The organism is Phyllobacterium sp. LjRoot231 (assembly GCF_964253365.1).
GTDB lineage: Bacteria > Pseudomonadota > Alphaproteobacteria > Rhizobiales > Rhizobiaceae > Phyllobacterium.
The window spans coordinates 2,363,785-2,389,192 of record NZ_CAXUQT020000001.1 but is presented as its reverse complement, the minus strand read 5'-3'; the positions used below and the strand labels follow the sequence as shown (position 1 = coordinate 2,389,192).

At 56.0% G+C, this 25,408-nt stretch carries 24 protein-coding genes and 1 riboswitch; of the genes, 13 read left to right on the top strand and 11 right to left on the bottom strand.

Annotated elements, in window-relative coordinates:
- Positions 1-2 precede the first annotated feature (2 nt).
- The 5 genes from cobW to ACSQ3H_RS11690 all read right to left on the bottom strand — a co-directional run bounded on the left by cobW (position 3) and on the right by ACSQ3H_RS11690 (position 4,438).
- Positions 3-1,061 carry a cobalamin biosynthesis protein CobW gene (gene cobW, locus ACSQ3H_RS11710; protein WP_436119421.1) on the bottom strand — a complete coding sequence of 353 codons (1,059 nt, stop codon included), beginning with the start codon at positions 1,059-1,061 and terminating at the stop codon, positions 3-5.
- Positions 1,062-1,080: 19 nt separating this feature from the next.
- The gene (gene cobU / locus ACSQ3H_RS11705; RefSeq protein ID WP_436117227.1) at positions 1,081-1,605 is read right to left on the bottom strand and encodes a bifunctional adenosylcobinamide kinase/adenosylcobinamide-phosphate guanylyltransferase; all 525 of its coding nucleotides are present in this window, start codon (positions 1,603-1,605) and stop codon (positions 1,081-1,083) included.
- Positions 1,605-2,336 (bottom strand): CbtA family protein, encoded by a 732-nt coding sequence (locus ACSQ3H_RS11700; RefSeq protein WP_436117226.1) that lies wholly within the window; start codon positions 2,334-2,336, stop codon positions 1,605-1,607. The genes cobU and ACSQ3H_RS11700 overlap by 1 nt, the downstream gene beginning before the upstream one ends.
- 123 nt (positions 2,337-2,459) lie before the next feature.
- Positions 2,460-2,636 (bottom strand): CbtB domain-containing protein, encoded by a 177-nt coding sequence (locus ACSQ3H_RS11695; RefSeq protein ID WP_436117225.1) that lies wholly within the window; start codon positions 2,634-2,636, stop codon positions 2,460-2,462.
- A 49-nt stretch (positions 2,637-2,685) separates the two neighbouring features.
- Positions 2,686-2,920: riboswitch (cobalamin riboswitch) on the bottom strand.
- A 60-nt stretch (positions 2,921-2,980) separates the two neighbouring features.
- Entirely contained in the window at positions 2,981-4,438 is a 1,458-nt protein-coding gene (locus ACSQ3H_RS11690) for a cobyric acid synthase (RefSeq protein ID WP_436117224.1), read from the bottom strand.
- A 118-nt stretch (positions 4,439-4,556) separates the two neighbouring features.
- Between ACSQ3H_RS11690 and ACSQ3H_RS11685 the strand changes: the two genes are divergently transcribed.
- The 7 genes from ACSQ3H_RS11685 (at position 4,557) to ACSQ3H_RS11655 (ending at position 15,027) form a co-directional block, all read left to right on the top strand.
- Entirely contained in the window at positions 4,557-5,723 is a 1,167-nt protein-coding gene (locus ACSQ3H_RS11685; RefSeq protein WP_436117223.1) for an isobutyryl-CoA dehydrogenase, read from the top strand.
- Positions 5,724-5,746: 23 nt separating this feature from the next.
- Positions 5,747-6,637, top strand: a complete 891-nt coding sequence (mmsB, locus tag ACSQ3H_RS11680) for a 3-hydroxyisobutyrate dehydrogenase (protein ID WP_436117222.1) — start codon at positions 5,747-5,749, stop codon at positions 6,635-6,637.
- Positions 6,638-7,608: 971 nt separating this feature from the next.
- Positions 7,609-8,610 (top strand): ABC transporter substrate-binding protein, encoded by a 1,002-nt coding sequence (locus ACSQ3H_RS11675; RefSeq protein ID WP_436117221.1) that lies wholly within the window; start codon positions 7,609-7,611, stop codon positions 8,608-8,610.
- Between the two features lie 128 nt (positions 8,611-8,738).
- The gene (locus tag ACSQ3H_RS11670) at positions 8,739-9,626 is read left to right on the top strand and encodes an ABC transporter permease (protein ID WP_436117220.1); all 888 of its coding nucleotides are present in this window, start codon (positions 8,739-8,741) and stop codon (positions 9,624-9,626) included.
- The gene (locus tag ACSQ3H_RS11665) at positions 9,619-10,692 is read left to right on the top strand and encodes a quaternary amine ABC transporter ATP-binding protein (RefSeq protein ID WP_436117219.1); all 1,074 of its coding nucleotides are present in this window, start codon (positions 9,619-9,621) and stop codon (positions 10,690-10,692) included. The genes ACSQ3H_RS11670 and ACSQ3H_RS11665 overlap by 8 nt, the downstream gene beginning before the upstream one ends.
- Positions 10,693-10,810: 118 nt before the next feature.
- Complete coding sequence (locus ACSQ3H_RS11660; protein ID WP_436117218.1) at positions 10,811-12,391, top strand: trimethylamine methyltransferase family protein; 1,581 nt, start codon at positions 10,811-10,813, stop codon at positions 12,389-12,391.
- Positions 12,392-12,450: 59 nt separating this feature from the next.
- Entirely contained in the window at positions 12,451-15,027 is a 2,577-nt protein-coding gene (locus ACSQ3H_RS11655) for a GcvT family protein (RefSeq protein ID WP_436117217.1), read from the top strand.
- Here ACSQ3H_RS11655 and ACSQ3H_RS11650 read toward each other — a convergent pair.
- On the bottom strand, positions 15,004-15,771 hold the full coding sequence (locus ACSQ3H_RS11650) for a phosphate/phosphite/phosphonate ABC transporter substrate-binding protein (RefSeq protein ID WP_436117216.1): 768 nt from the start codon (positions 15,769-15,771) through the stop codon (positions 15,004-15,006). The genes ACSQ3H_RS11655 and ACSQ3H_RS11650 overlap by 24 nt on opposite strands.
- Before the next feature lie 9 nt (positions 15,772-15,780).
- Positions 15,781-16,818, bottom strand: coding sequence for a fatty acid desaturase (locus tag ACSQ3H_RS11645; protein ID WP_436117215.1), 1,038 nt, complete (start codon positions 16,816-16,818; stop codon positions 15,781-15,783).
- Positions 16,819-16,933: 115 nt separating this feature from the next.
- On the opposite strand from ACSQ3H_RS11645, the gene ACSQ3H_RS11640 reads away from it, so the two are divergent.
- Both ACSQ3H_RS11640 and bmt read left to right on the top strand, forming a co-directional pair.
- On the top strand, positions 16,934-17,764 hold the full coding sequence (locus tag ACSQ3H_RS11640) for a helix-turn-helix domain-containing protein (RefSeq protein WP_436117214.1): 831 nt from the start codon (positions 16,934-16,936) through the stop codon (positions 17,762-17,764).
- An 88-nt stretch (positions 17,765-17,852) separates the two neighbouring features.
- Complete coding sequence (bmt, locus tag ACSQ3H_RS11635) at positions 17,853-18,866, top strand: betaine--homocysteine S-methyltransferase (protein WP_436117213.1); 1,014 nt, start codon at positions 17,853-17,855, stop codon at positions 18,864-18,866.
- A gap of 128 nt (positions 18,867-18,994) precedes the next feature.
- Here the strand turns inward: bmt and ACSQ3H_RS11630 are convergent, their stop codons facing one another.
- From ACSQ3H_RS11630 to ACSQ3H_RS11620, 3 genes are all read right to left on the bottom strand, one after another.
- Entirely contained in the window at positions 18,995-19,600 is a 606-nt protein-coding gene (locus tag ACSQ3H_RS11630) for a PadR family transcriptional regulator (protein WP_436117212.1), read from the bottom strand.
- Positions 19,601-19,739: 139 nt separating this feature from the next.
- Complete coding sequence (locus ACSQ3H_RS11625; RefSeq protein WP_436117211.1) at positions 19,740-20,426, bottom strand: hypothetical protein; 687 nt, start codon at positions 20,424-20,426, stop codon at positions 19,740-19,742.
- An 86-nt stretch (positions 20,427-20,512) separates the two neighbouring features.
- Positions 20,513-22,099, bottom strand: coding sequence for a trimethylamine methyltransferase family protein (locus tag ACSQ3H_RS11620; protein WP_436117210.1), 1,587 nt, complete (start codon positions 22,097-22,099; stop codon positions 20,513-20,515).
- A 245-nt stretch (positions 22,100-22,344) separates the two neighbouring features.
- Here ACSQ3H_RS11620 and ACSQ3H_RS11615 point away from each other — a divergent pair, with 245 nt between their 5' ends.
- Positions 22,345-23,043 (top strand): corrinoid protein, encoded by a 699-nt coding sequence (locus ACSQ3H_RS11615; protein WP_436117209.1) that lies wholly within the window; start codon positions 22,345-22,347, stop codon positions 23,041-23,043.
- Between the two features lie 90 nt (positions 23,044-23,133).
- On the opposite strand, the gene ACSQ3H_RS11610 is transcribed toward ACSQ3H_RS11615, so the two are convergent.
- Positions 23,134-23,289 (bottom strand): entericidin, encoded by a 156-nt coding sequence (locus tag ACSQ3H_RS11610; RefSeq protein WP_436117208.1) that lies wholly within the window; start codon positions 23,287-23,289, stop codon positions 23,134-23,136.
- 70 nt (positions 23,290-23,359) lie between these two features.
- Between ACSQ3H_RS11610 and ACSQ3H_RS11605 the strand changes: the two genes are divergently transcribed.
- The 3 genes from ACSQ3H_RS11605 (at position 23,360) to ACSQ3H_RS11595 (ending at position 25,337) form a co-directional block, all read left to right on the top strand.
- The gene (locus ACSQ3H_RS11605) at positions 23,360-23,986 is read left to right on the top strand and encodes a DUF1638 domain-containing protein (protein WP_436117207.1); all 627 of its coding nucleotides are present in this window, start codon (positions 23,360-23,362) and stop codon (positions 23,984-23,986) included.
- Positions 23,987-24,018: 32 nt separating this feature from the next.
- The gene (locus tag ACSQ3H_RS11600; RefSeq protein ID WP_436117206.1) at positions 24,019-24,597 is read left to right on the top strand and encodes a DUF4893 domain-containing protein; all 579 of its coding nucleotides are present in this window, start codon (positions 24,019-24,021) and stop codon (positions 24,595-24,597) included.
- Positions 24,598-24,665: 68 nt separating this feature from the next.
- A complete protein-coding gene (locus ACSQ3H_RS11595) occupies positions 24,666-25,337 on the top strand; it encodes an exopolysaccharide biosynthesis protein (protein WP_436117205.1) in 672 nt (223 codons plus the stop codon).
- The last annotated feature ends 71 nt before the right edge of the window (positions 25,338-25,408 follow it).

The window sequence follows — 25,408 nt, the reverse complement described above, 5'->3', positions numbered from 1 at the left end:
TCCTATGACCAAGCGGCGGCTGCATTTACTGCCGAGGTTATGGCGACGGTATCGATATCATGCAGGCCGATGACGACCAGCCGCGTCTGGCGCTGCTCACCGGGATGCCAGCTGCGGTCGAAGTAATGTTCGATCCGCGACCCTACCGCTTGCACCACAAGCCGCATTGGCTTGCCGGGCACGTCGACGAAACCCTTAAGCCGCAGGACATCGTGATCAACAATCACAGCCTTCAGTTTCTCAACGAAAGATTTTGGCTCGGCTACCGGACCAAGACCGACGACGAAACTCTCAAATTCATCGTGATTATGTTCCTCACCGGCCGCATGTTCTATCTCATGCTGCGATTTGCGGTTGACGATATCCTCCTCGGTACCAACACCAAGACCGAGCAGCAACTCATTGCTGAGCTTGCCGAAACTCGCCGAAATCATGTTGAGCGAGCGCGACGAACGGCTTTGCACATCGCCCTTGACCCCGTCGAGCTGTTCGCTGCTGATCAAATCGGTCTTATTCAGAACGATCAGATCGGCCGCCCGGATCTGGTCCTCGAACAATTCTTCCAGCGGACTATCATGGTCGAGCGATTCATCCCGAACGCGCTGCGCATCCACCTTGTCGTGATCATCGGCAAAGCGTCCTTCGGAAACAGCAGCAGCATCGATCACTGTAATCACGCCATCAACGGTTACCTGCGTCTTGATCTCGGGCCAATTGAAGGCGGCGACCAGCGGCTGTGGCAAGGCTAGGCCCGATGTCTCGATCACGATGTGATCCGGGCGATCAGGACGGTCCAGCAATTTGGTCATTGTCGGGATGAAATCGTCAGCCACCGTACAGCAGATGCAGCCATTGTTGAGCTCGATTACATCCTCATCGCGGCAAGCTTCGATACCACAACCCTTGAGCAGACCACCATCGACACCCAAATCACCAAACTCATTGATGATCAGCGCGATACGCTTGCCATTGGCGTTTTCGAGCAGGTTGCGGATCATTGTCGTCTTGCCCGAACCGAGGAAGCCGGTGATGACCGTTGCCGGAATCTTGTGATCAAGCATCTTGTGACCCTGCATATTCTTATCCCTTCATTTTGAGCGGCAGTCCTGCTGCCACGAAATAGACTGTTGCCGCAGCGCTAGCCACGGCTTGATGGAGGCGGCCCGCATCATCGCGAAACTCGCGCGCCATGCGGTTTTCGGGAACAATGCCGAGACCAACCTCGTTGGAAACAAATACCGCGGCGCCCTTGAGGAGCGGCAGCACCGCAACAAGTTTCGCCGTCTCCGCCTCTATATTGCGCTCGGCCATCATCAGATTGGTGAGCCAAAGCGTGAGGCAATCCACAAGCACCGCTTTGCCGTCCGCACATTCGTTTTGCAAGGTGCCGACAAGGTCGAATGGTTCTTCGATCGTCACCCAGGAGGCACCGCGCCGCTCTTTGTGCAGCCCGATCCGCTCCGACATTTCTTCGTCCCAGGCCCTTCCGGTGGCAACATAGACGGCATCCATGCCAGATGCCTCTATCAGACCTTCCGCAAAGGAGGATTTACCGGAACGCGCGCCGCCCAACACAAAGGTGACCCCGCGTTCCAATGTCGACATCAACCCTCCAGCTCCGATGCCGCATAGTGCTGGATGGCAAAGCCGAGCGCCGTTCCAAGAACTACCCAGAAGAACAAATTGGTCGCCAGAGTCGACACGGCGAATTCTGAAGCCAGTGTGGGTGGTACTGCCGATGTAAGGTCTTCAACTTCCGGCGCACCGTAAACATGCGGGGCGACAATCAGTACGACGCCCAGAACTTTGGCCCAGATTTCCTCGCGTAGAACGATGAGATAGACGCCGCCCGCTGTGAGCACAACCGTGATAAGCCACCACGCCTGCCGCGCGGCGAGGTCGGCAGCAGGCATTGCTGGCAATTCCGGTGCAAGGCTGAATGCGGGCGCAAGGTTGAAAATGAAGAACCCCGCAAGACCCCAGTAGATACCGTTCTGCAGCGTGATCTTGCGGCCAAGGAAAAGTGCCGCGGCACCTGTAACGAGCGCAAAGCCCGCGCCGGCAACGAGGTTGATCAGTAGGGTATTGCCAAAGCGTCCGAATGGCAGTGCCGGGCTGGCCTCTTCTGCGTGTTCATGCGCAACCATCGCAGCGGGGGTACTTTCCGCGGTCGTTGCCGCAGCCGGCTCAGCGGTTGCGTGCTCATGCCCACCGGCATTTTCATATTCTTCGGCATGAAGAATAAGCGGAACGTTCCGCACATACATGGCCGGCGTCAAAAGGATACCGGCAAACAAACCAGCTACGATCGTAGCCAGGAGATATTTGACCAACATGAATCTGCTCCCAAATCCTAAAGCAAGCTGCCGGGTACGCAAAAACGCCCCCGGCAAACAAACCGTAATTTTTCAATGCGTAAGCGCTGGAGGCTGAATCTGTTTATTCAGCCAGTACCAGACTCAATGGCAAGGGAATCCGTATGAATGGCGGGTGTCATGCGCTGTGTCATGCAGTGTTTCGGAATGGGAAAGACCGACACCGTAAATGATGAATACACCAAGCATAAGCGAAAACACCGCCGTCGTCAGACGCGAAGCGAGCGGGAGAGAAATCGTCGAAGTACGTGCAGCAGCCATAACAACCTCCGTGCAGGGCCAGAAGGGACAATCCCCTTCGGTTTTGGGCACTATTGCCCTATGACTGGCAGGTCTCCTGGCTCGCGGGTCGCAAGATCAATGCCGCCTTCCCGGTTTCCCAGTGGCTGCCATCGGCTTTCGCTTCTGGCGCTGACATTGACCCTCGCCGCTCTACAGTCGCGGGGTCGGCTGCGGTTTGGCCGCCCTGATGGGTACGGCCGTCGCATTCCCTTTTGATCCCATGGCCTTTGGCCGATACGGGAACCAATCATGGGTTGGACGTTATTCATCAAGCGCCGGAAATGTCAAACGAAACTGCGAGAGCAACAACAGTTGCCGCGTCATCAACGCAGTTTAGGCATCAGTAATGCGTCGATATCGAGGACTTCCGCCAGTTGGCCGGCTATCGAATCGAGAGCGGCATCCACGCCGGCGTTGTAATCAACGGTGTCGGCAGCGATTCCCATAGATCGTAACAATGCCGCTCTGAAGGCATCCGCCCCGAACAGTCCATGCATGTATGTGCCGAAAACTTTACCGTCGGCGGACATCGCGCCATCTTCGATGCCATTAATGCGGGACGTCGGACGCGTGCAATCCGGCCCAGTTGTTCTGCCAAGATGAATTTCATAGCCTTTCAACGGCAGGTCGAACTGTAGCGAGTGCGCCACGACGTTGCGCACGGTCTTCTCTGGCTCCATCACCGTCTCGATGTCGAGATAGCCGAGGCCTTCGACTTCCGTGACACTTCCTTCAATTCCATCGGGATCGCGGACCGTCCGGCCAAGCATCTGGTAACCGCCGCAAATGCCGATAATGTGGCCGCCACGCCGCCTGTGCATGTCGAGATCGCGGTCCCAGCCATTCTCGCGGAAACGTAGAAGATCACTAATCGTCGATTTGGAACCCGGAATAATTACCAATCCCGCATCCGGCGGTAGCCTCTCCCCGCTCCGCACCATGATCACATCCACCTGCGGTTCGGCCATCAGCGGATCGAGATCGTCGAAATTGGCGATACGATCAAGCACTGGCACCGCGATTTTCAGCGCTTGTCCCTCACCCTTGACCAACCGCTCCAGGACAACGGAGTCTTCCGCCGGTAAACGCGAGGCATCCCGCAGCCACGGAACAACACCAAACGACGGCCAGCCGGTAAATTCGGTGATGGATTTGAGCCCATCATCGAACAGCGAAACATCGCCGCGAAACTTGTTGATGATGTAGCCAATGATCATGTCGCGATCCTCGGGTTGCAGGATCGCGTGCGTGCCAACGATCGACGCGATTACGCCACCCCGGTCGATGTCACCAACCAGAACGACCGGCACGTTGGCCCGTGTGGCAAAGCCCATATTGGCAATGTCCCCGGCGCGCAGGTTGATTTCCGCCGGTGACCCCGCACCCTCGACGACAACGAGATCGGCGCCATCGCGTACGATATCCCAGGACGCCATCACCGCATCGAGAAGCTGCGCCTTGAATTTCTGATAGTCACTGCCCTTTGCCTGCCCCCAGACCTTGCCCTGAACGATGATCTGACTGCCGGTTTCCGACTGCGGTTTCAGGAGGACCGGGTTCATATGCACTGATGATGGTACGCCGCATGCAAGTGCCTGGAGCCATTGCGCCCGGCCAATCTCGCCGCCATCGTCGCTGACCGCTGCATTATTGGACATGTTCTGCGGTTTGAAGGGACGTACTTTCAACCCGCGATTGCGAGCAAGCCGGCAAAGTCCAGCCACCAGGACGGATTTCCCAACATCAGAGCCTGTTCCCTGCAACATGATTGCGCGTGTCATGGGCTTTGAGTAGCGGATATGTCTTTCTCTTCCTAGCCCCATCCAAAGCTCATCTGAATCGTTGCGCCACTTGGCGCATGGGATAGAGTGATGGTAACCAGAATACAGGGAGGTTAGCATGGATACGCTCGTGGATTCGGCGTCCGGCCAATTCGAGCTAAATGAGGATCAACTGGCAATCCAGGACATGGCCCGGGCGTTTGCAGCAGACCGCGTAGCGCCCAATGCGCTCGCCTGGGATCGTGACAAACATTTTCCGGCAGACGTTATTCGTGAAACCGGCCCGCTGGGCATGGGCGGGATTTATGTGCGCGAAGATGTGGGCGGGTCGGGGCTGAAGCGGCTGGATGCCGTGCTGATTTTCGAAGCGTTGTCGGCGGCGTGCCCGGCATTCTCGGCGTTCATATCGATTCACAATATGGGAACATGGATGATCGATCTGTTTGGCAATGAGGAGCAGCGTCAGCGCTTCGTGCCGAGACTGACATCCATGGAGTGGCTTGCCAGCTATTGCCTGACCGAGCCCAATTCGGGCTCGGATGCCGCAGCGCTGAAGACCCGTGCCGTGCTCGATGGCGATCATTATGTGCTGAACGGCGCCAAGCAGTTCATTTCCGGTGCGGGCGATTCAGATTTGTACGTCACCATGGTACGCACTGGTGAGGATGGGCCAAAGGGAATTTCGGCGCTTGTCATCCCGAAGGATGCTCCGGGCCTTTCCTTTGGCGCCAACGAATACAAGATGGGCTGGAACGCCCAATCGACCAGGCAGGTTATTTTCGACAATTGCCGGGTTCCTGTGGCAAACCGGCTTGGCGAGGAAGGCGACGGTTTCCGTATCGCCATGGGAGGGCTCGATGGCGGGCGCCTCAATATCGCCGCCTGCTCGCTTGGCGGCGCACAGTCGGCGCTCGACAAGGCGGTCACTTATGCCGCTGAGCGCAAGGCTTTCGGCAAGGCAATCAACCAGTTCCAGGCCTTGCAATTCAAGCTTGCCGATATGGAGACGGAGCTGTCCGCCGCGCGCATGCTGCTCTATACCGCTGCCTCGAAGCTCGACCGCAAGACCCACGACGCATCGAAATGGTCGGCCATGGCGAAACGCTTCGTCACCGACACCGGCTTCAACGTCGCCAATGACGCACTGCAAATCCATGGCGGTTATGGCTATCTGCACGATTACGGTGTCGAGAAGATTGTGCGCGACCTGCGTGTTCACCAGATTCTGGAAGGCACGAACGAAATCATGCGGGTCATCATCGCGCGGCATATGACCAGTCAATGAACTTATCAGGGAGAAACGCTGCGATGACGACAGTTGCATTTATCGGTCTCGGACATATGGGCAATCCAATGGCTGCCAATCTGGTCAAGGCTGGACACAAGGTCCTTGGCTTCGACCTTTTGCCGGAAAATCTTGACGTGGCGCAAGGCAATGGTGTGACAATCATGGCAAGCGCCGGTGCCGCCGTCGCTGATGCCGACGTCGTCATTACGATGCTGCCGGCGGGAAAACACGTGCTGTCCGTCTATGAAGACGTTGCAAAGAGCGCCAAAAGCGGCACCGTTTTCATCGATTCATCCACAATTGATGTTGATTCCGCCCGCAAGGCCCACAAAATTGCGCGAGATAACGGCTTGTTGTCGGTTGATGCGCCGGTTTCGGGCGGCATCGGTGGTGCAGCCGCGGGCACGCTGACCTTTATGGTTGGCGGGAGCGCTCACGCATTCGCCACTGCAGAACCGATCCTGAAGCCAATGGCGGGCCGCATTGTCCATTGCGGCGAGGCTGGCAACGGTCAGGCCGCCAAGATCTGCAACAATATGATCCTCGGCATCTCGATGATCGGCGTCAGCGAAGCCTTCACTCTGGCAGAAAAACTCGGCCTGTCACATCAGGCGCTGTTCGATGTCGCATCGACCTCGTCCGGTCAATGCTGGTCGCTAACCACCTATTGCCCCGTTCCGGGCCCCGTTGCGACTTCCCCCGCCAATAATGGTTATAAACCCGGATTTGCGGCAGCACTGATGCTGAAGGACCTGAAATTATCGCAGGAAGCCGCCAAGAGTGTTGGTGCAGCGACACCACTCGGCGCCCACGCCGAAGAGATTTACGCTCAATTTGGCGCAGCGGGCAACGAGGGCTCGGATTTCTCCGGGATCATCAACTTCTTGCGCGAGTCAAAGCGCGAGAGCTGAACATTCGACGGAAAACACCAAGAAAATCCCGAAATTTAGATTTGCTTAAGCTCTCGCTAACCTCGCGGTAACGATGTCCGGTTAAAACTTTACGGGTGAGCAGATCAAGACCCTGCTCTCCTGCTCCGGATCAGGTACTGCGTACCGGAGTCGCATTTTCTGCCGGCCTATCATCCGGCAAAACCACATGTAATTGGAAAAAAGACCGCGCTGCGCCAATTGGGACAGGGCGGTTTTTTATTTTTCTGAGGTCAAAGAAAAACCGCCACCTGACAGGCAGCGGTTCCAGGACGAATTTGTTGGGAGATCAGCCGGCCGAACGCGTCCAGATGAACGAGACCGCTGAGGCAATGCCGCTTTTCGCATTACTGGAAGGCGCGTTGCGCTTTTCAGTAGCATTCCACGAAATGTGTACGCGATTATTGCGGTTAAAAATGTAGAGCATTTCTGCACCTCGAAGAGAAAACTGTTGTTGCCCTTCAAATGCGCTTCTTGCCTAAAGTTTGATCAGGGAAATTCGCCATGGCGTGTCGCTTTTACTGCATTCGCTCCAGCAAGTTTGCATGGCAGTCCTGCTAAATTCGCCTGCCGGTCCTGAAGATCGAGGCGCTTGTCAAGAAAAGATAGCGTGGCGCGAACAGAAGAGCTTCAATCGCGGCACACATCACAACCAGGCAAGGCATGACCGTTTCAAGTGAATTGACAAAGGAAATTGCCTAAAGCGTTGATCTTTCATCTATTGGTTTGTTACGATACCGCCATGAGCATTGTCACATTGGCACCGCATTCATTCTCCTGGCGTCGCTATATCGACAGGCCTTGTCGCGATGCACCGCATTTATTCAAGGAAAGCATTGCATTCTGCCGGGATAAAGATGCCAAATGGCACGTAAGCGAGCAACTGGGTAGGACAGTACCAAGTTAGAATTCGTATTCGGGTGAACTGTCAAAAAGAGTGGGAGATAAAACACATGAAGAAGCTACTCGCTTCAACTATATTGGCCGCTGGTCTCTTCGGCTATGCCGGATCAGCATCGGCCGCGGAATGCGGTACCGTCACAATCGCCAACATGAACTGGCCATCGGCCGAGGCCTTAGCCAATCTGGACATGCTTATCCTTACAGAAGGCTACGGCTGCGATGCGGAACTGGTCGCTGGCGATACGGTTCCGACCTTTACATCGATGATCGAAAAGGGACAGCCGGACATCGCGCCGGAGGGCTGGCTCAACACCGTCCGCGACCAGCTTGAGAAGGCGGTCAAGGAAGACAAACTGGTCTTTGCAGCGCCTGCAATCACCGAAGGCGGCACCGAAAGCTGGTGGATACCAAAATATTTCGCTGATGAGCATCCCGACATCAAGACGATCGCAGATGCAATGAAACATCCTGAATTGTTCCCCTCCCCGGAGGATCCGAAAAAAGGGGCGGTCTATAATTGTCCATCGGGCTGGGCCTGCCAGATCACGACGGCCAATTTCTACAAAGCCTATGGAGGCGACAAAAACGGCTTCACACTTGTTGATACAGGTTCGGCTGCCGGTCTCGATGGCTCGATCGCCAAGGCGTACGAGCGCAAGGAACCATGGCTGGGATACTATTGGGGCCCAACCGCTATCCTCGGTAAATATCCTATGGTCAAGCTGGACAATGGCGTGCCGTTTGACGAAAAGGAATGGAAACGGTGCACTGTCGTTGCCGACTGCCCGGATCCAAAACCCAATGGATGGGCGAAATCCGATATTTATACGGTTGTAACGAAGAAGTTCGCTGACTCTTCAGGTCCGGCGTTCGACTATCTGAAAAAGCGGCAGCTTTCGACTGAAGAGTTCAACAAGCTGCTTGCCTGGATGGTCGACAATCAGGCGACAGGCGAAGATGGCGCCAAGTACTACCTCAAGAACAATGAGGCGGCTTGGTCGAAGTGGGTTTCTCCTGAAGCCGCTGAGAAAATCAAAGCAGCTGTACAATAGTAGTCAGATACGGCGAAGCAAACCTTCGCCGTATCCCACTCTGGATAGGTTGAACGCCATCACGTTCAACCACTTCAGTCATTCGAGAGCATAACGTTCCGGCTGAATATAGAAGGGGGTACCAACAAATGGATTGGTTCTACTCATTCCCGAATATGAATGATGACACGCTGCGCAATCTGAAGAAAGCAATGGATGAAGGTTTCAAAGCCTTCACCCGTCAATACGGCGATGTTATCGAGTCGTTTTTTCAGCCCCTGCAGTATTTTCTTATCCAGGCCGAGCGTTTCATGACGACAACACCGTGGCCGATCATGCTCGTTCTCATTGGCGGCATTGCATGGATTGCCAGCCGTAACTGGACAATTGTCGCGGGTACAATCATTACCCTCCTCCTCATCGGCTATTTCGATATGTGGAGCGACGCGATGAAAACCATCGCCATGATCTTCGTTGGCACGGTCGTTTCCATCGTCATTGGTATCCCGATCGGCATCATCATGGCGCGTTCTGACGGTTTCCAGCGAATGGTCAATCCGATCCTTGACGTGATGCAGACAATGCCGAGCTTCGTGTATCTGATTCCGGTTGTGATGTTGCTCGGTATTGGCAAGGTCCCAGGCCTCATCGCCGTGGTGATCTACGCGATCCCGCCGATGATACGCCTGACCAATCTCGGCATCAGGCTCGTCGACAAGGATGTGCTGGAAGCCGCTGACGCATTCGGCTCATCGAGTTGGCAGCGTTTGAGGAACGTTCAGATTCCGCTCGCCCTTCCGACGATTATGGCTGGCATCAACCAGACAATCATGATGGCACTGGCCATGGTGGTCATCGCATCGATGATCGGCGTTCAGGGTCTCGGACAGCCCGTCTTGCGTTCGGTCAACGGCCAGTTTTTCTCGCTTGGACTTTTCAACGGCCTTGCCATTGTTGGTATAGCCATCATCTTTGACCGCGTTAGTCAGGCCTATGGCAAGCGTCTTCAGAAGCACCAGGAGGTTGTCCATGGCTGATCGTTCGGTTCAGGGAGCAGGCATCAAGATCAAAAACCTGTACAAGATATTCGGGCAGAGGCCGCAAGCCTATGTCGAGGCCGTCAAGAAAGGCATGTCGAAGACCGAACTGAACGAACAGCATGGGCACGTTCTTGGCTTGCGCGACATCAATATCGACATGCCTGCAGGTTGCATTCAGGTGGTCATGGGTCTTTCGGGCTCAGGCAAATCCACGCTGATCCGGCATATCAACCGGCTGATCGATCCGACGGCAGGTGAAGTCATCATCGATGGCGCCGATGTGTGCAAGATGAACCAGAACGATCTGCGCCAGTTCCGGCGCCACAAGACGGCGATGGTTTTCCAGAAATTTGCTTTGCTGCCCCATCGTACAGTGCTGGATAACACCGTCTATGGCCTTGAGATCCAGGGTCTGTCGCGTGAAAAGCAGGAAGAACAGGCCCGGCGCTGGATTGGCCGAGTCGGACTGAAAGGTTTCGAGGATCACTATCCCAACCAGCTCTCAGGCGGCATGCAGCAGCGTGTTGGTCTCGCTCGCGCGCTTACCAACGACGCCCCTATCCTCCTGATGGACGAAGCTTTTTCGGCACTCGATCCGCTCATCCGCATGGACATGCAGTCTGTCCTTCTGGACCTGCAGAAGGAAATCAAGAAAACCGTCGTTTTCATCACCCACGATCTCGACGAGGCGTTACGCCTTGGTGATCGCATCGCGATCCTGCGCGATGGTGAAGTCGTTCAGCAGGGTACCGGCCAGGACATCGTTCTGCAACCTGCCGACGAATACATTTCGAGCTTTGTCAAGGAAGTGAATCGCGGACGCGTCATCATGGTTGATACCATTGCCACGCAATCGGGAGCACCAGCTTCAACAGGCGGCGTGACGGTCAAGACGGGCACGATCCTCGAGGAAGCAGCCAAAACAATGACCGATGCCAACCAGCAATACGCCACGGTTATCGATGACAATGGGAGACCCACTGGCGTCATCAGCATGAACAGTTTGATTCAGGCGATGGTCACACCGATTAGCCATCTGACATCCAAGGCTGCAGCGGAATAACCGACGCATTCAGGTGTCGCTTCCCTTGCGCTTGGCGTCGCTCACGCCGCGCACGCTGCACTCTCCTCTCGCGATAGTGCATAATCGCCTGTCACGGGTGCGAATGAGGGCATGAGCAATGAGTGAACCTGCAGTTGAAATCGACACAAACGCATCATTGCGGGATCATGGCAGACGCGGCGGTCGGTCGCGCCCGCGTAGCGTTGAAAGCGGTGCTTTCGATCAGCCACCGTTCCGGCAGCTTAAAATTCCGTTTGCACCGACAAAGATCGTTTCCGATGATGAACTCGAATCAATCCACAATGCATCGCTCAAAGTGTTGCAGGAGATTGGCGTTGACGTGCTGCATGACGGTGCGCGCGAGATCATGAAAAAGGCCGGTGCCGATGTAACCCCCGGCACGATGCGTGTGCATTTCGACAAGGACATGATCCTCGAATATGTCGGTCATGCACCCTCAGAATTTACGCTGCATGCCCGTAATCCGGCACACAATGTCCGCTTTGGCGGTAACAATCTGATCTTCGCGCAAATGGGATCGGCGCCGAACTGCTCCGACACCGACAATGGCAGGCGCTCTGGAAATCAGGCGGACTTCCGCAACTTCGTCAAGCTGGCGCAGATGCACAATATCATCAACACGACCGGCGGTTATCCGGTTGAGCCGATCGATATTCATCCTTCCGTCCGTCATCTCGAATGCATCCGTGATCTTGCGACGATCAGTGACAAGGCTTTTCACATCTATTCGCTGGGCAAGGAACGCAATCAGGACGGCATAGAAATCGCCCGCCTCGCCCGCGGCGTCAGTCATGAACAGTTGCAGAACGAAGCGTCTTGCTACACGATCATCAACACCAATTCACCGTTGAAGCTCGACATTCCGATGATGGAAGGCATCATCCAGATGTCTGGTAATGGCCAGATTGTCATCGTGACGCCGTTCACCCTCGCAGGTGCCATGGCCCCGGTGACGATTGCTGGTGCGCTCGTTCAACAGAACGCCGAGGCACTCGCCGGTATATCCTTCACGCAGATGGTCAAGAAGGGTGCGCCAGTCGGCTACGGCGGTTTCACTTCGAATGTCGACATGAAGTCCGGGGCACCGGCATTTGGCACGCCTGAATACATGAAGGCACAATTGGTCGGCGGCCAATTGGCCCGCCGCTATGGTATCCCCTACCGCACCTCCAATGTCTGCGCAGCCAACACGGTCGACGCACAAGCAGCCTACGAATCGGTGTTTTCGCTCTGGGGCGCCATTCAGGGTGGCGGCAATTTCATGCTGCACTCGGCAGGCTGGCTGGAAGGCGGGCTCTGCTGTTCCTATGAAAAGATGATCCTCGATTTCGACCTCCTGCAAATGGTCGCGGAATTCCTGACGCCGCTTGATTTGTCCGAGGATGCGCTGGGGCTCGATGCAATGCGCGATGTCGGTCCTGGGGGCCATTTCTTCGGCACGCCCCACACACAGTCGCGCTACAAGACAGCCTTCTATGCGCCGATCATTTCCGACTGGCGCAACTACGAAAGCTGGCAAGAAGCTGGTTCACCAACGGCAATCGAGCGAGCCAATCGCGTGTGGAAAGAACGACTGGCTACCTATGTGAAGCCGGCAATCGATCCGGCGATCGAAGAGGAAATCAATGCCTTCGTCGCAAGACGCAAGGCCGAAGGCGGCGCGCCCACCGATTTCTGATCGTTTGAATCAAACTCTCAACACGTTGAATCACATTTTTATACAAGAGGCACAAGAGTATGAAATCGCACGTTAAAGCAGTGGTCATTGGCGGCGGTGTAGTTGGATGTTCCGTTCTTTATCATCTTGCCCGTGCCGGATGGACTGATGTCCTGTTGATCGAGCGGTCGGAACTTACATCCGGTTCCTCGTGGCACGCAGCCGGCGGTTTCCATACGCTGAATGGCGATCCAAACGTTGCCAAGCTGCAGGCCTATACCGTCAGCCTCTATAAGGAGATCGAGGAACTCTCCGGCCAGTCCTGCGGCCTGCATCTGACAGGCGGCGTTATGATGGCGGATTCGCCCGAGCGCATGGATTTTCTGCGGCTCGCTCACGCCCGCGGCCGTTATCTCGGCATGGATACCGAACTGATCACGCCGTCCGAAGCCAAGGCGATGTTCCCGCTGATGGACGAGACGAACTTTGTCGGCGCCATGTGGGATCCGGTCGAAGGCCATCTCGATCCCTCCGGTACCACCCACGCCTATGCCAAAGCGGCGCGCAAGCTTGGTGCAGAAATCAGCTTGCGTAACCGCGTCGTTGAACTGACGCAGGAGGTCGATGGCACGTGGAATGTCATAACTGAGCAAGGTACGGTGAAAGCCGAGCACGTGGTGAACTGCGGTGGCCTATGGGCGCGCGAAGTTGGGCGCATGGTCGGCCTTGAATTGCCGGTCCTCGCCATGGAACACATGTACCTTCTCACCGAGGACGTGCCGGAAGTCATGGAGTTCAACAAGTCTACCGGACGCGAACTCATCGGGGTCATGGATTTCAAAGGCGAGATCTACACCCGCCAAGAGCGCAATGGCATCTTGCTTGGTACCTATGAAAAAGCAGCGAAGCCATGGTCTCCGGTCAACACCCCATGGGACTTCGGCCACGAGTTGCTGCCACCGGACATCGATCGTATCGCCCCTTCCCTCGAAGTCGGCTTCAAGCATTTTCCAGGCATCGAAAAGGCCGGCATCAAGCAGATCATCAATGGCCCGTTCACCTTCGCACCAGACGGCAATCCGCTGGTCGGTCCGGTTCCGGGCCTCACCAACTATTGGACGGCCTGCGCTGTCATGGCCGGGTTCAGCCAGGGCGGCGGCGTTGGCCTCGCTCTTTCCAACTGGATGGTGCATGGCGAACCCGGCTTCGATGTCTGGGGCATGGACGTCGCTCGCTTCGGCGAATGGGCAACCTTGCGCTACACCAACGCCAAGGTTCGCGAAAACTATTCCCGCCGTTTCTCCATTCGTTTCCCCAACGAGGAACTGCCGGCGGCGCGTCCGCAGCAGACCACGCCCCTCTACGATACAATGCTCGCGCAGAATGCCGTCATGGGGGATTCCTGGGGCCTTGAAACGCCGCTCTGGTTCGCGCCCAAGGGCACGGAACCGCGCGATATCGTTTCCTATCATCGTTCCAACGATTTCGAGCATGTCGGCAACGAGGTTCGCGCCACACGCCAAAGTGTCGGTGTTACGGAAATCGCCAACTTCGCCAAATATGAAGTGACGGGCAGCGGCGCGGAAGCGTTCCTGTCGCGGCTGATGACCAACACCATGCCCAAGACCGGGCGTCTTGTCCTCACGCCCATGCTGAATGAGGAAGGCAAGCTGATCGGCGATTTCACCATCGCCAAGGCTGCCGACGACAGGTTCCTGATCTGGGGATCGTCAGCCGCCCAGCGCTATCACATGCGCTGGTTCCAGAAACAGCAGCCGAAGGACGGTTCGGTACGCATCCACCGCTTCGACCAGACACTCGTAGGCCTCGCGATTGCCGGCCCGAAAGCGCGCGATCTTCTCGCCAAACTCGTCGATGAAGATGTTTCGAACGCAGCGTTCCGCTTCATGGACTTCCGCGAAATAGCTGTCGGCGGTGCACCATGCAAGGTCAACCGCATCTCCTATACTGGTGACCTCGGCTACGAAATCTGGATGGAGCCGGCCTATCAGCGTCTTGTGTACAAGGCGATCAAGGAGGCCGGTGCCGAATACAACATCGTGGATTTTGGCATGCGCGCCTTGCTCGCCATGCGGCTCGAGAAGAACTTCCCGACATGGTTCCGTGAGTTGCGTCCAATCTACGGGCCATACGAAGGTTCGATGGACCGCTTCATCAAGCTTTCCAAGAATGATTTCATCGGCCGGGAAGCGGCGGCCAGGGAAAAGGCGGAATTCGACGCTGGCACCAGCACGAAACTGCGCCGAGTTTCCTTCTTGATCGACATACCCCATGGCGACGGCGCCGCCGATGTTATGGGTGATGAGCCGATTTGGGCCAAGGTCTCCAAGGATTATGGCGTCGTGCAGGCGAGCCATGGCGTCGGCGCACCACGTTTTGATGGGACGGGAGAAGTGGTTGCCAACGCCGGCGATATCGGCGCGGTACAGGGCGAATGGCGCGTCGTTGGTTGGGTGACTTCCGGCGGCTACGCCCATTATGTTGGCCAGTCCATGGCGCAGGGCTATTTGCCGGCAGAACTCGCGACAAGCGAAGTTCAAGGCTTGTTCGAAGTGGAGATCCTCGGCGTTCGCCGGGCTGCCCGGATCAATCTCGAACCGCCGTTTGATCCGTCAGGCGAAAAGATGCGCGGGTAATTCGAACGCCGAGATAAAGGGCAGGCCTTTGCGCTTGCCCGTCCAGCCGACAACGACCAAGGCGCTGGCCGCTTCGTCATAACGCTGCGCCAGTTCCCAGGATTTGCAATCGATCGCAGCGATATCTGCTCGGCCAGACGCAATGGCCTCGATGGAATGGCGATGCCCGCCGGTCTCCGTATGGCTGACAAACAGATCGAGTGTCTCTCCCTGAGCTTCAAGGTCCCGCTGAAGAGCGAGATAGCCGGACATCGAGTCGTGACTGTTGAACGCGAACCGTTTCTGCCGCATCACTTCCACAGGCAGCCTTGCCTCTCCGCCGAGTGGCGCCTCGACAGGCATCCCCGCGCCGCGCCGCATAACCAGTGCGCTTGAGTAAAGTTCGCCATCTCCACCATCAACGCCCGAGTAGTCATCCTGCCCGACAACATGAACATGCGCTTGAAGGCCCAATTCCAGCGGGCCCCAGCAGGTTTGGGCAAAGAGCAAATCAGGGTGACACCATAGCGTCGGCCGATCCAACTCGTCGGGTGGAAGTACAGCTGGATCCGGGGCGATGACATTGCCCGCTGCATCCTTGATGCCACCGGGAACCACTGGTAGGTCAGCATTGCGGCGCACCAGAAAATCCGGGGCATCAAGACCGTTCGATCGCAAGATGTCACGCAATACCATCCACTGCGCGTCAACTTCGGCGCGCCGTTCCGACCAGTCATACATCGGCAATGCCGCCACGAGAGTCATGCGGTTTGTTTACTCTTTCGGCGGCTCGGCGGGAATAGGCATTGTGGAGCCACCCTGCAGACTGATGCCATGGCGGCGTGGCCGGAAGGCCCGCCCCGGCGCTGGCTCACGCCGCAGAACCGGGTGAACGACTTCCTGTTTTTTGCGGAATGCGTATGCGCGCAAGATCTCGAAATAGTTGCGGAAGACATAGCCACCATTCATCCGCTGCCATTCCTCGCGCTGTTCGCGATAGAGCTCCGGCAGATCATACCAAGGCACGGTTGGCCGCTTGTGATGGACGAAATGCAAGTTGTTGTTGAGAAAGATCAGAGCTAACGGCGATTTCTCCACGATGATCGTCCGCCCGTCCGGACGTTCCGACCACTGGTGCTCGCAATAGCTGCGGATCGAGATGATCGACAGACCCCAATAAACAGCTGTCAGCGTGTAAATCCAAAGCGGAATGCCGAAGACAAACCACACAATGCTGAGCGTCGGAATAAGTCCGGCGAAATGCAAAAGCCAGGCCGTGCGCGTCTTCCGGTCGCCGCCTGCAACCAACGTCACCTCAGCGATTAAAAAGCCCACAACCATTAGCACCGGTCCGATGACGATCCGGCCAACCAGCGTGTTGTTCCAGTTGAGCAATGATTTGACAAACGCCGGCATTTTTTCCCAATCGCCCATGGCGCGGTAGTAACTTTCCGGATCATCATAGGGATCTGTCAGCCGTTCATCCGCATGGTGCTTGAGGTGCAGATGCTTGTAGCGGCGATAAGGAAAGACGAGACCAATCGGCAGCGAGATTAGGATTTCATTTACAACCCCGCTCCGCGTCGGATGACCGTGGAGGGCCTCATGCTGCAATGACGAATGCAACGCGACGGATATAGCCATCGCGGCCAGAGCAACAATCGGCATGGTATCGTAGACGTAATAGCCGGACAAAAACCAAAGTCCGTAGCAGGCTGTCATCAGGGCAATGGTTGGCCATTCAATGCCGGTGCGCCTTCGCGAATGCTGGGATTGTGAAGAGAGTATTTCGGTATGTCTTTCTGATTCCATGATTTTCATGGTCTCACTGTCAGGAGCTGTCAGCAATGCGATTCTTGTGAGTAAGTGTTGATTTTGCGCACCAAATGGCGCAATTGTTGTGCATTATAAACAATGAGACGCAAATATGGACAAACGCGACCTTTCTCGCCTGTTTCAGGAGCGCATCAAAAGCCTTCTTGCGCGGAGTGGGGAAAACCAGTCTTCATTTGCGGCGTCGGTCGGCATTGATCGTTCGGCCTTGTCGCAGCTCCTGTCGGGCCAGTCCACACGTCTGCCGCGCGTCGAGACTCTGCTTAACATTGCCGAGCGCCATTCCGTGTCGCTTGATTGGCTGCTTGGCCTCAGCCAAGATGAGGGGATTACCGGCGAACTGCGCCCAAGTCTCGAAATCGAGCAAGGGTTTGACAATCAGACGTTGCTTGTAAAATGGCATGCGGAGGCAACCGGCACGAAGATCCGCTATGTACCAGCCCGTATTCCCGACCTGTTGCGCACGCAGGCAGTCGTTGCTCACGAGACCTCTATGGTCCACCGCGACCCGGCAATTCAGCTGAGCGAGACCGCATTCCGGCTCGACTATAATCGCCAGCCGGGCACGGATATGGAAGTCTGCATGCCTTTCCAGACATTGAATGACTTCGCGGCCGGTTGCAGCATCTGGAGCGACCTTCCACGCAAGGTGCGTCTCGAACAGCTCAACCACATGGCCGGATTAATTGATGAGCTCTATCCGTCATTCCGGCTCTATCTCTTTGACGGACGCGAGCGCTTTTCTGTTCCCTATACGGTGTTCGGCCCCTACCGCGCCGCTATATTTGTCGGGGAAATGTATCTGGTCCTGTACACAACTGAGGCAGTCCTGACCATGCAACGGCATTTTGACGGACTTATCCGGGTTGCCAAAGTCAATGCCCACGAAGTGGCTGCGTATATTTCATCATTGAAGGTCAGTTGACCATGCGGCAGGCCTTGTCGCAAAAGATGATTGACCACATATAAAGACTTCCTTATATCGTTATTTAGCTGATCCAAAGGAATGTGCCATGACCGTTGCAAACCCACTCGCTGATCTCATTGCCGAAAAGGGCGTTTTGCTGGCCGACGGCGCGACAGGCACAAACCTTTTCGCGACTGGGCTGGAGGCTGGTGAAGCGCCGGAACTCTGGAACGAGGCGCAGCCTGAAAAAATCATTGCGCTGCATCAAGGGTTTGTCGATGCTGGAGCCGATATCATCCTCACCAATTCTTTTGGAGGCACACGGCATCGTCTGAAGTTGCATCATGCACAGGATCGCGTATTCGAACTCAACAAAAAGGCCGCAGAGCTGGCGCGCAGCGTTGCCGACACGGCAGATCGCAAGGTTATTGTTGCTGGATCAGTGGGCCCAACGGGCGAATTGCTGGTGCCGCTTGGCGCACTGACCGAAGAAGATGCGGTTGCGGCTTTCACCGAACAGTTGGAAGGCTTGAAGGCCGGCGGCGTCGACGTTGCCTGGATCGAGACGATGTCAGCCCCCGGCGAAATACGTGCAGCCGCCGAGGCCGCTGTCAAAGTCGGCCTGCCCTACGTCTATACGGGTTCATTCGATACGGCGGGCAAAACCATGATGGGCCTGCCGCCGAAGGACATTCACAGCGTGGTTGATGGTCTTGCGCAACGTCCGGTTGCCGTTGGCGCCAATTGCGGCGTCGGCGCTTCGGATATTCTGGCGTCCCTCCTCGACATGAGCGAGGCTGATCCGTCCGCTACGATCGTCATCAAAGGCAATTGCGGCATCCCGGAATTTCGTGGCGCCGAAATCTACTATTCCGGCACGCCCGAGCTGATGGCTGACTATGCTCATCTCGCCATTAATGGCGGCGCAAAGATCATTGGCGGTTGCTGCGGCACGTCGTTCGAGCATCTGGCGGCGATGCGCAAAGCGCTCGACAGTCATACACATGGCGCGCGCCCTTCTGTCGAGACAATCGTCGAGACCATCGGACCAATGCGCAACAAGCTTGCTGCTCACGCGGACGATATGCCAAAGCGGGAACGCCGCGGACGGCGCGCATAGACAAGTATGACGAAGAGCCGGCAGTTTGACCGCCGGCTTTTTCGAGAACCGGAGCGCAGCGTACGTAAGCACCGGAAGCGCAGAAAACTACGCCAGATGACCGCCACAATGGACTTATGAATAGTCTCTCAGAGGTCCTCAATCTCGCGGCGCACTCTTTTCAGGATTTCGCGCAACTGCTCGGCCTTCTCTGCTGTTAGCGAGCCACTGCGGAGCTTCGAGCGAAGTGCGAAGCTCAATGCATGCATTTCCTCACCCAAAGCGGCACCGCGTATCTCGCCTGAGGCGTTGTCGAGTTGGCCGTTGATCTTGTCTAACTCCGCCCGGTTCTCGTCGAGATAGGCAAGCCCCTGGTCTGTAATTGTATAGAGCCGCTTGTTGCCGGTTGTCGTGGAGGTGACAAGATCGGTTTCCTCCATCATCTGCAACATCGGGTAAATCGCACCGGCACTAGGGCTGTAGGCGCCTTGGAACCTCGCCTCTAGCGCCTTGATGACGTCGTAGCCGTGACGCGGCTCTTCCGCGATCAAACCGAGGACGACAAGGCGCAATGCGCCTGGATCGAACATGCGTGGACCCCGCCCGCCAAATGGGCCGCCTCGATGCCGTCCGAACGGACCGCCGCGACCGCGTCCGCCAAAGCGGCCGCCACCCTCCTGCGAACCTGACATTGACTCTACGCGCGACCAGTGATCGCCGCCGTGGCTGTGGTAATTTCTGCAATGACCGTACATGGAATATCTCCTAGTTATATCTTTCATGAGCTATATCTACACAAAGATATATCTTTTATCAAGACAACGATATATCTTTTAATGAGATCCGCGCCTAAGAATTTGAATTAGCTTCTATATTTTTTGCCGGAGAGGTAAATCAGCCCTGCGCAAAAGCGTTCATGTGAAAACGCATCTGCGGCGCATTGTACGCGTGCTCGCGTCCCACAGGACAGGCGCGGCGCGCCAGACAACCGCCATTCAGACAGGCGCCCCCTTCTCCAGAAGCAAGGTGGGCACGACAACGGACGACATCATATCTGCCATCGGAAAAGGCATTCACGGGGCAGGCCGAAAGGCACGGCTTATCCTGGCAATCGTCACAGGGATAACGTTGCGGACCGCAGCCAGGAAAGTCGAGCGCGCGATCAAACAGCAGCGCCCCGCGATAGGCGTGCCAAAGGCCATATTCGGGATGGATCAACAGCCCCAATGGGGAAGCAAGCAAGCCTTCAGCGCGCTTGGCCCATTGCTGAAACGGCAAATAGGGCGTGTCGGAGGGAAACACTGCCTTGGCGCCAATTTTCCCTGCAACGCCAGTCAGGACTTCCTTCGACCATGCATCGAGAGGATCCGGTTCGTCGGGGCGATATCGTCGCCATTCTATAAAATGTGGCCATATGGATGAGCCGTAGTGGCCGACCAGCACCACGCTTTTAGCTCTCACACCCTCTATCGGCGGCGGAGCTGAATTAGCCTCGTCAAAAACAAATCCGCCGCGCAGAACAAGACCGTATGGTTCCAGCGCAGCGGCAATTTGATCGAGAGTGGAGACAGCATTGATCATCTGGCGTCTTACCCCTTCACAGCAGAGGCCCAGACTTCCTTGTGAATCAAATCGGCCACTTTAGCCCGGCCGTCTTCGGGCTTCTTTCAGGTGAAAGCGTCGGGCATCGAGGCCTTTTTCTTGGCGATGAACTCTTTCAGGGATTCATCGATGGCCGGGTCGAGATAAGGTCCTTCATAGGATTCCAGCCAACGGCGGGCGAGTTCATTTGCGCGTTGGTCGGCACGCTTCTCACCTTCCGCCAGCCACTGCTCGTAGGAATTGTTGTCGGCAATATTCGAGCGATAGAACGCTGTCTGGAAGTTGGCTTGAGTGTGGTCGCAACCAAGATAGTGGCTGCCGGGTCCAACCTGCCGGATAGCATCCATTGCCTGACCATTCTCGGACAGGTCAACACCTTCCGCGATTTTCTGAGCCATGCCGAGCTGGTCGATATCCATCATGAACTTTTCATAAGACGAAACCAGACCGCCTTCGAGCCAACCTGCCGCGTGCAGCACGAAATTCGTCCCGGCAAGAAGCGTCGAATTCAAGGTATTGGCGCTCTCATAGGCTGCCTGTGCATCGGAAACCTTCGAAGCACAGAGCGAGCCGCCGGTGCGGAAAGGCAATCCGCAACGGCGTGCCAGTTGCGCGGCGCCATAGGAAACCAGCGAGGGTTCCGGTGTGCCGAAGGTCGGCGCGCCTGATTGCATGGAGATCGACGACGCGAATGTTCCGAAAATCACCGGAGCGCCCGGACGAATCAGCTGGGTGAAAGACGCACCCGCAAGAACCTCGGCCAGAACCTGCGTCAGCGTGCCTGCCACTGTCACAGGGCTCATGGCGCCTGCGAGAATGAACGGCGTAACGATGCAAGCCTGATTGTTGCGCGCATATACCTTCAAGGCGCCCAACATGGTTTCATCGAACACCATGGGAGAATTCGCATTGATCAGGCTGGTCAAAACCGTATTTTGATCAAGATAGTCCTCGCCGAACACCAGCTTGCACATGGAGATCGTATCTTCCGCACGTTCCGGCGCTGTGACAGAACCCATGAACGGCTTGTCGGAATATTTGATGTGAGCATAGACCATATCAAGATGGCGCTTGTTGACCGGCACATCGACCGGCTCGCATACGGTACCGCCCGAATGGTGGATGGACGGCGCCATATAGGCGAGTTTGACGAAATTGTTGAAGTCTTCGATTGTCGCGTAGCGGCGATTGCCGTCAAGATCACGCACGAAGGGCGGTCCGTAAACGGGTGCGAAGACAGTGGCGTTGCCGCCAATCTGAACAGAACGCTCCGGATTGCGCGCATGCTGCGTGTAGATTGGCGGAGCAGTCTTCAGCAGGGAACGCGGAAGGCCTTTAGGGAAATGCACGCGCTCGCCTTTGACATCGGCACCTGCCTCTTTCCACAGTGCCAAGGCTTCCGCATCGTCGCGAAATTCAATGCCGATCTCTTCAAGCACAGTATCCGCATTGGCCTCGATCAGCGCCAAACCTTCTTCATCCAACACTTCATAGGTGCGGATCTTGCGCGTGATATAGGTCAGCGACTTGCCGGGACCCCCACCAGAACGGGCAGCGCGCCGTGCAGCAGCACCCGCACCAGCGCCGCGGCCGCGACGTCCACTGCTTGTCTCCGCTTCCGCGGGGGCATCGACTGGCGTTTCCTCAATCATTTTCTTGTCTCCTCAGCGCGTCACAAGCGCAGACTTCTTCTTAAGCAAATCAAATCTAACCCTGGCAGTTGCAGGGGCGTTTCCGTGTGCGGCACCGGGTGGCGCATCGGAGACAAACAGCCGGTCGTTTTCGTCATTTACTAGGTCGCATTTAAGCGGTGCGTTTTCAGCAACTTGCCCGATATGTTAAACAAACACCAGTTATGTTAGTGACATGTGCATAACGCTTGAGAGGAAGCATACCCATGGCCGATGATGAAATCATTCTTTCGGAGCTTTCGGACGATGAACTCGTCGAGCAAATGCATGACGATCTGTATGACGGGCTGAAGGAAGAAATCGAGGAAGGCACCAATATCCTCCTCGAGCGCGGCTGGGTGCCTTACCGCGTTCTGACCGAAGCTCTGGTCGAGGGTATGCGCATCGTCGGCGAAGATTTCCGCGACGGTATTCTCTTCGTGCCGGAAGTGCTGCTTTCAGCCAACGCGATGAAGGCGGGTATGTTTATCCTGCGTCCTCTCCTTGCGGCAACCGGCGCGCCCAAACAGGGCAAGCTCGTGATCGGCACGGTCAAGGGCGACATCCACGATATTGGCAAGAACCTCGTCGGCATGATGATGGAAGGTGCAGGCTTCGACGTCATCGACCTTGGTATCAACAATCCGGTCGAAAAATATCTGGCAGCGATCGAAGAGCACAAACCCGATATTCTCGGCATGTCGGCACTCCTCACGACAACCATGCCCTACATGAAAGTCGTCATCGACACGATGAAGGAAAAGGGCATCCGTGACGACTATGTCGTTCTGGTTGGCGGCGCACCTCTAAATGAAGAGTTCGGCAAGGCCGTCGGCGCCGACGCCTATTGCCGGGATGCGGCGGTTGCGGTTGAGACCGCCAAAGCTTACATGAAACGCAAGCACAATCAGCTTTCGGGAGCTTGATGGCATGCAAAACGGCCGCATAAGCATGCGACCGTTTTGTTAGCAATAAATCAATAAACGGCTGAGGCCCGAGACGGCCTTAAGCGTTAATTAATTGGCAGCCTTTGCCACGCGATGACCAGCGCTCTGGGTTGCGTTTACGGTGTTGGCCGTATCCTGACCCATGCCACGAATGGTATTGGCACAGCCGGCAAGTGCGACGACTGCAAGCACAGCGGCAATCGGAGCGATATGTGATAGTTTCATGGACGGTATCTCCCGTTCTGCTAGAATTAAATCCAACGCTGGAACAACGCGATGGAGTAAAATCAGTTCCATGAATGCAAGCCAAAAGTCAACGAAATCACCGGAGACCGTACGGGTCATTGCGTGCGGCATGATTGCGCGCGAAATCCTGGCGATACGTGAACAATTTGGCCTCGACCATATTGATCTCAAGTGCCTCCCCGCGATCTATCACCACTATCCCGACAAGATTGCGCCATCGGTCAATCGAGCGATTGTCAAAGCCAAAGCGGAAGGCATAACACGCATATTTGTCGGCTATGCAGACTGCGGTACGGGTGGCATGCTTGATCGCGTCTGTGAGAAACACGGCGTCGAACGTATCGCCGGTCCGCATTGCTTTTCGTTCTATGTCGGTAATGAAGCCTTCGCGTCACAGTGGGACGACGACATGACGTCGTTTTTCATGACGGATTTCCTCGCCCGCCATTTCGAAGCGTTTATGGTCAAGCCGCTGGGATTGGATCGGCACCCGGAATTGCGTGACATGTATTTCGGTAACTACACAAAAATGATTTATATGGCGCAAACAGATGATCCTGAACTGAGCCTCAAGGCCGAACGGGCTGCAGCCTTCCTCGGCCTTGCCTATGAGCGGCGCCTTACTGGTTACGGTGATCTTGTGCCAGCTTTGACCGCCGCCGCTCACCACATATGACGTCATAAAGCACCAGAAAGAGCCATTTCACGATGTTTCGCGCCGCTATCGCCACGATTCTCCTTGTTTCTTGTGCAGGTTTTGCCCACGCGGATGGGGCAATCACGCGAATTATCACGAAGTCTGATCAGGCCCGTCTCGACAGCTATGAAGACACTAGGAACAAGGCAATCGATGCAGCAAGAAAAGGCGGCACTCCAACCGACGTGAAACGGTTGGAGGAAATCCTGGCCAAGCCCCACCTGCCCTTCAGTGAAGATTTCGACATGACTGGCGAATGGAAATGTCGAACGGCAAAGCTTGGCAACGAACCGGCGCTGGTGATCTATGGCTGGTTCAAATGCCGTGTCACCGACGATGGGTCAGGCTGGATGCTTGAAAAAACAAGCGGTTCCCAGCGCACCAAGGGTCGTTTCTACACTGAAAGCGATAAACGCCTGACCTACCTTGGCGTTGGCTATGTTGCAGGTGAGAAGCCGAAGAATTATGGCGCCGGTCCGGACATCGACCAGGCAGGTTATACTTACCGAACGGCAAAAAATGAGTTTCGAATCGAGTTCCCTGCACCCGCCCGCGAATCTCTCGTGGATGTACTTGAACTGAAGCGCTGACATTTTTCGTCATTGCAATGTCACCGATGTCGCGCCATATGCGTCAAAATGTGAACGAAGACGAGAAGATGGCCGCTATCGACGCAGAAGATAAAATGAAGCCGGAAGAAGCGGCTGTGCATTCAACAGCGGATAATGACCCCCGCCCGCTCTCACAGGTCTTCGAGGATTTGTCGCTGACCGCCACCGCGCCCGTGTCATTCACTGAGCTTGAAGACGCCTTCACCGATCGCAGCTTCGCTGCACTGCTGACGTTTTTCGCCATTCTGAATCTCCTGCCCTTGCCACCGGGTACTGGCGTCGTAACCGGAATTCCTCTCGTTTTGGTCTCGGTCCAGATGGTAATGGGCCGCGAATCTGTTTGGCTTCCGGCTTTCATGCGAACGAAAACCATCTCCCCGGATCGCTTCCGTCTGGTCTCCGACAAGGTTGTTCCTTGGTTGAAATGGCTGGAAAGGTACATTCGACCGCGCAACTGGCCATTCGGACGACGACAGGGTGATCGCTGGCTGGGTGCGTTTACCACCATTCTCGGCATGTCGGTCGTCCTGCCCATGCCGCTTTCCAATTGGTTGCCGGCTTTGGCCACCGCTATCATCGGCATTGCGCTGTGCGAGCGCGACGGCAGATTGATGTTTGGCGGACTGGTGCTGGGTGTCGTCTCGATCGGCATTGTCACGGGCTTTGCTTTCATTGCCGCAAGCGTTCTCGCCTACGCCGCCAGTTTCTGGCCTTTCTAAGAAAATTACCTGTCGCAAAAACACCAATGGCACACGTCGCATTTGAGTGCGCGCGCGTCGTGAGATAGCAA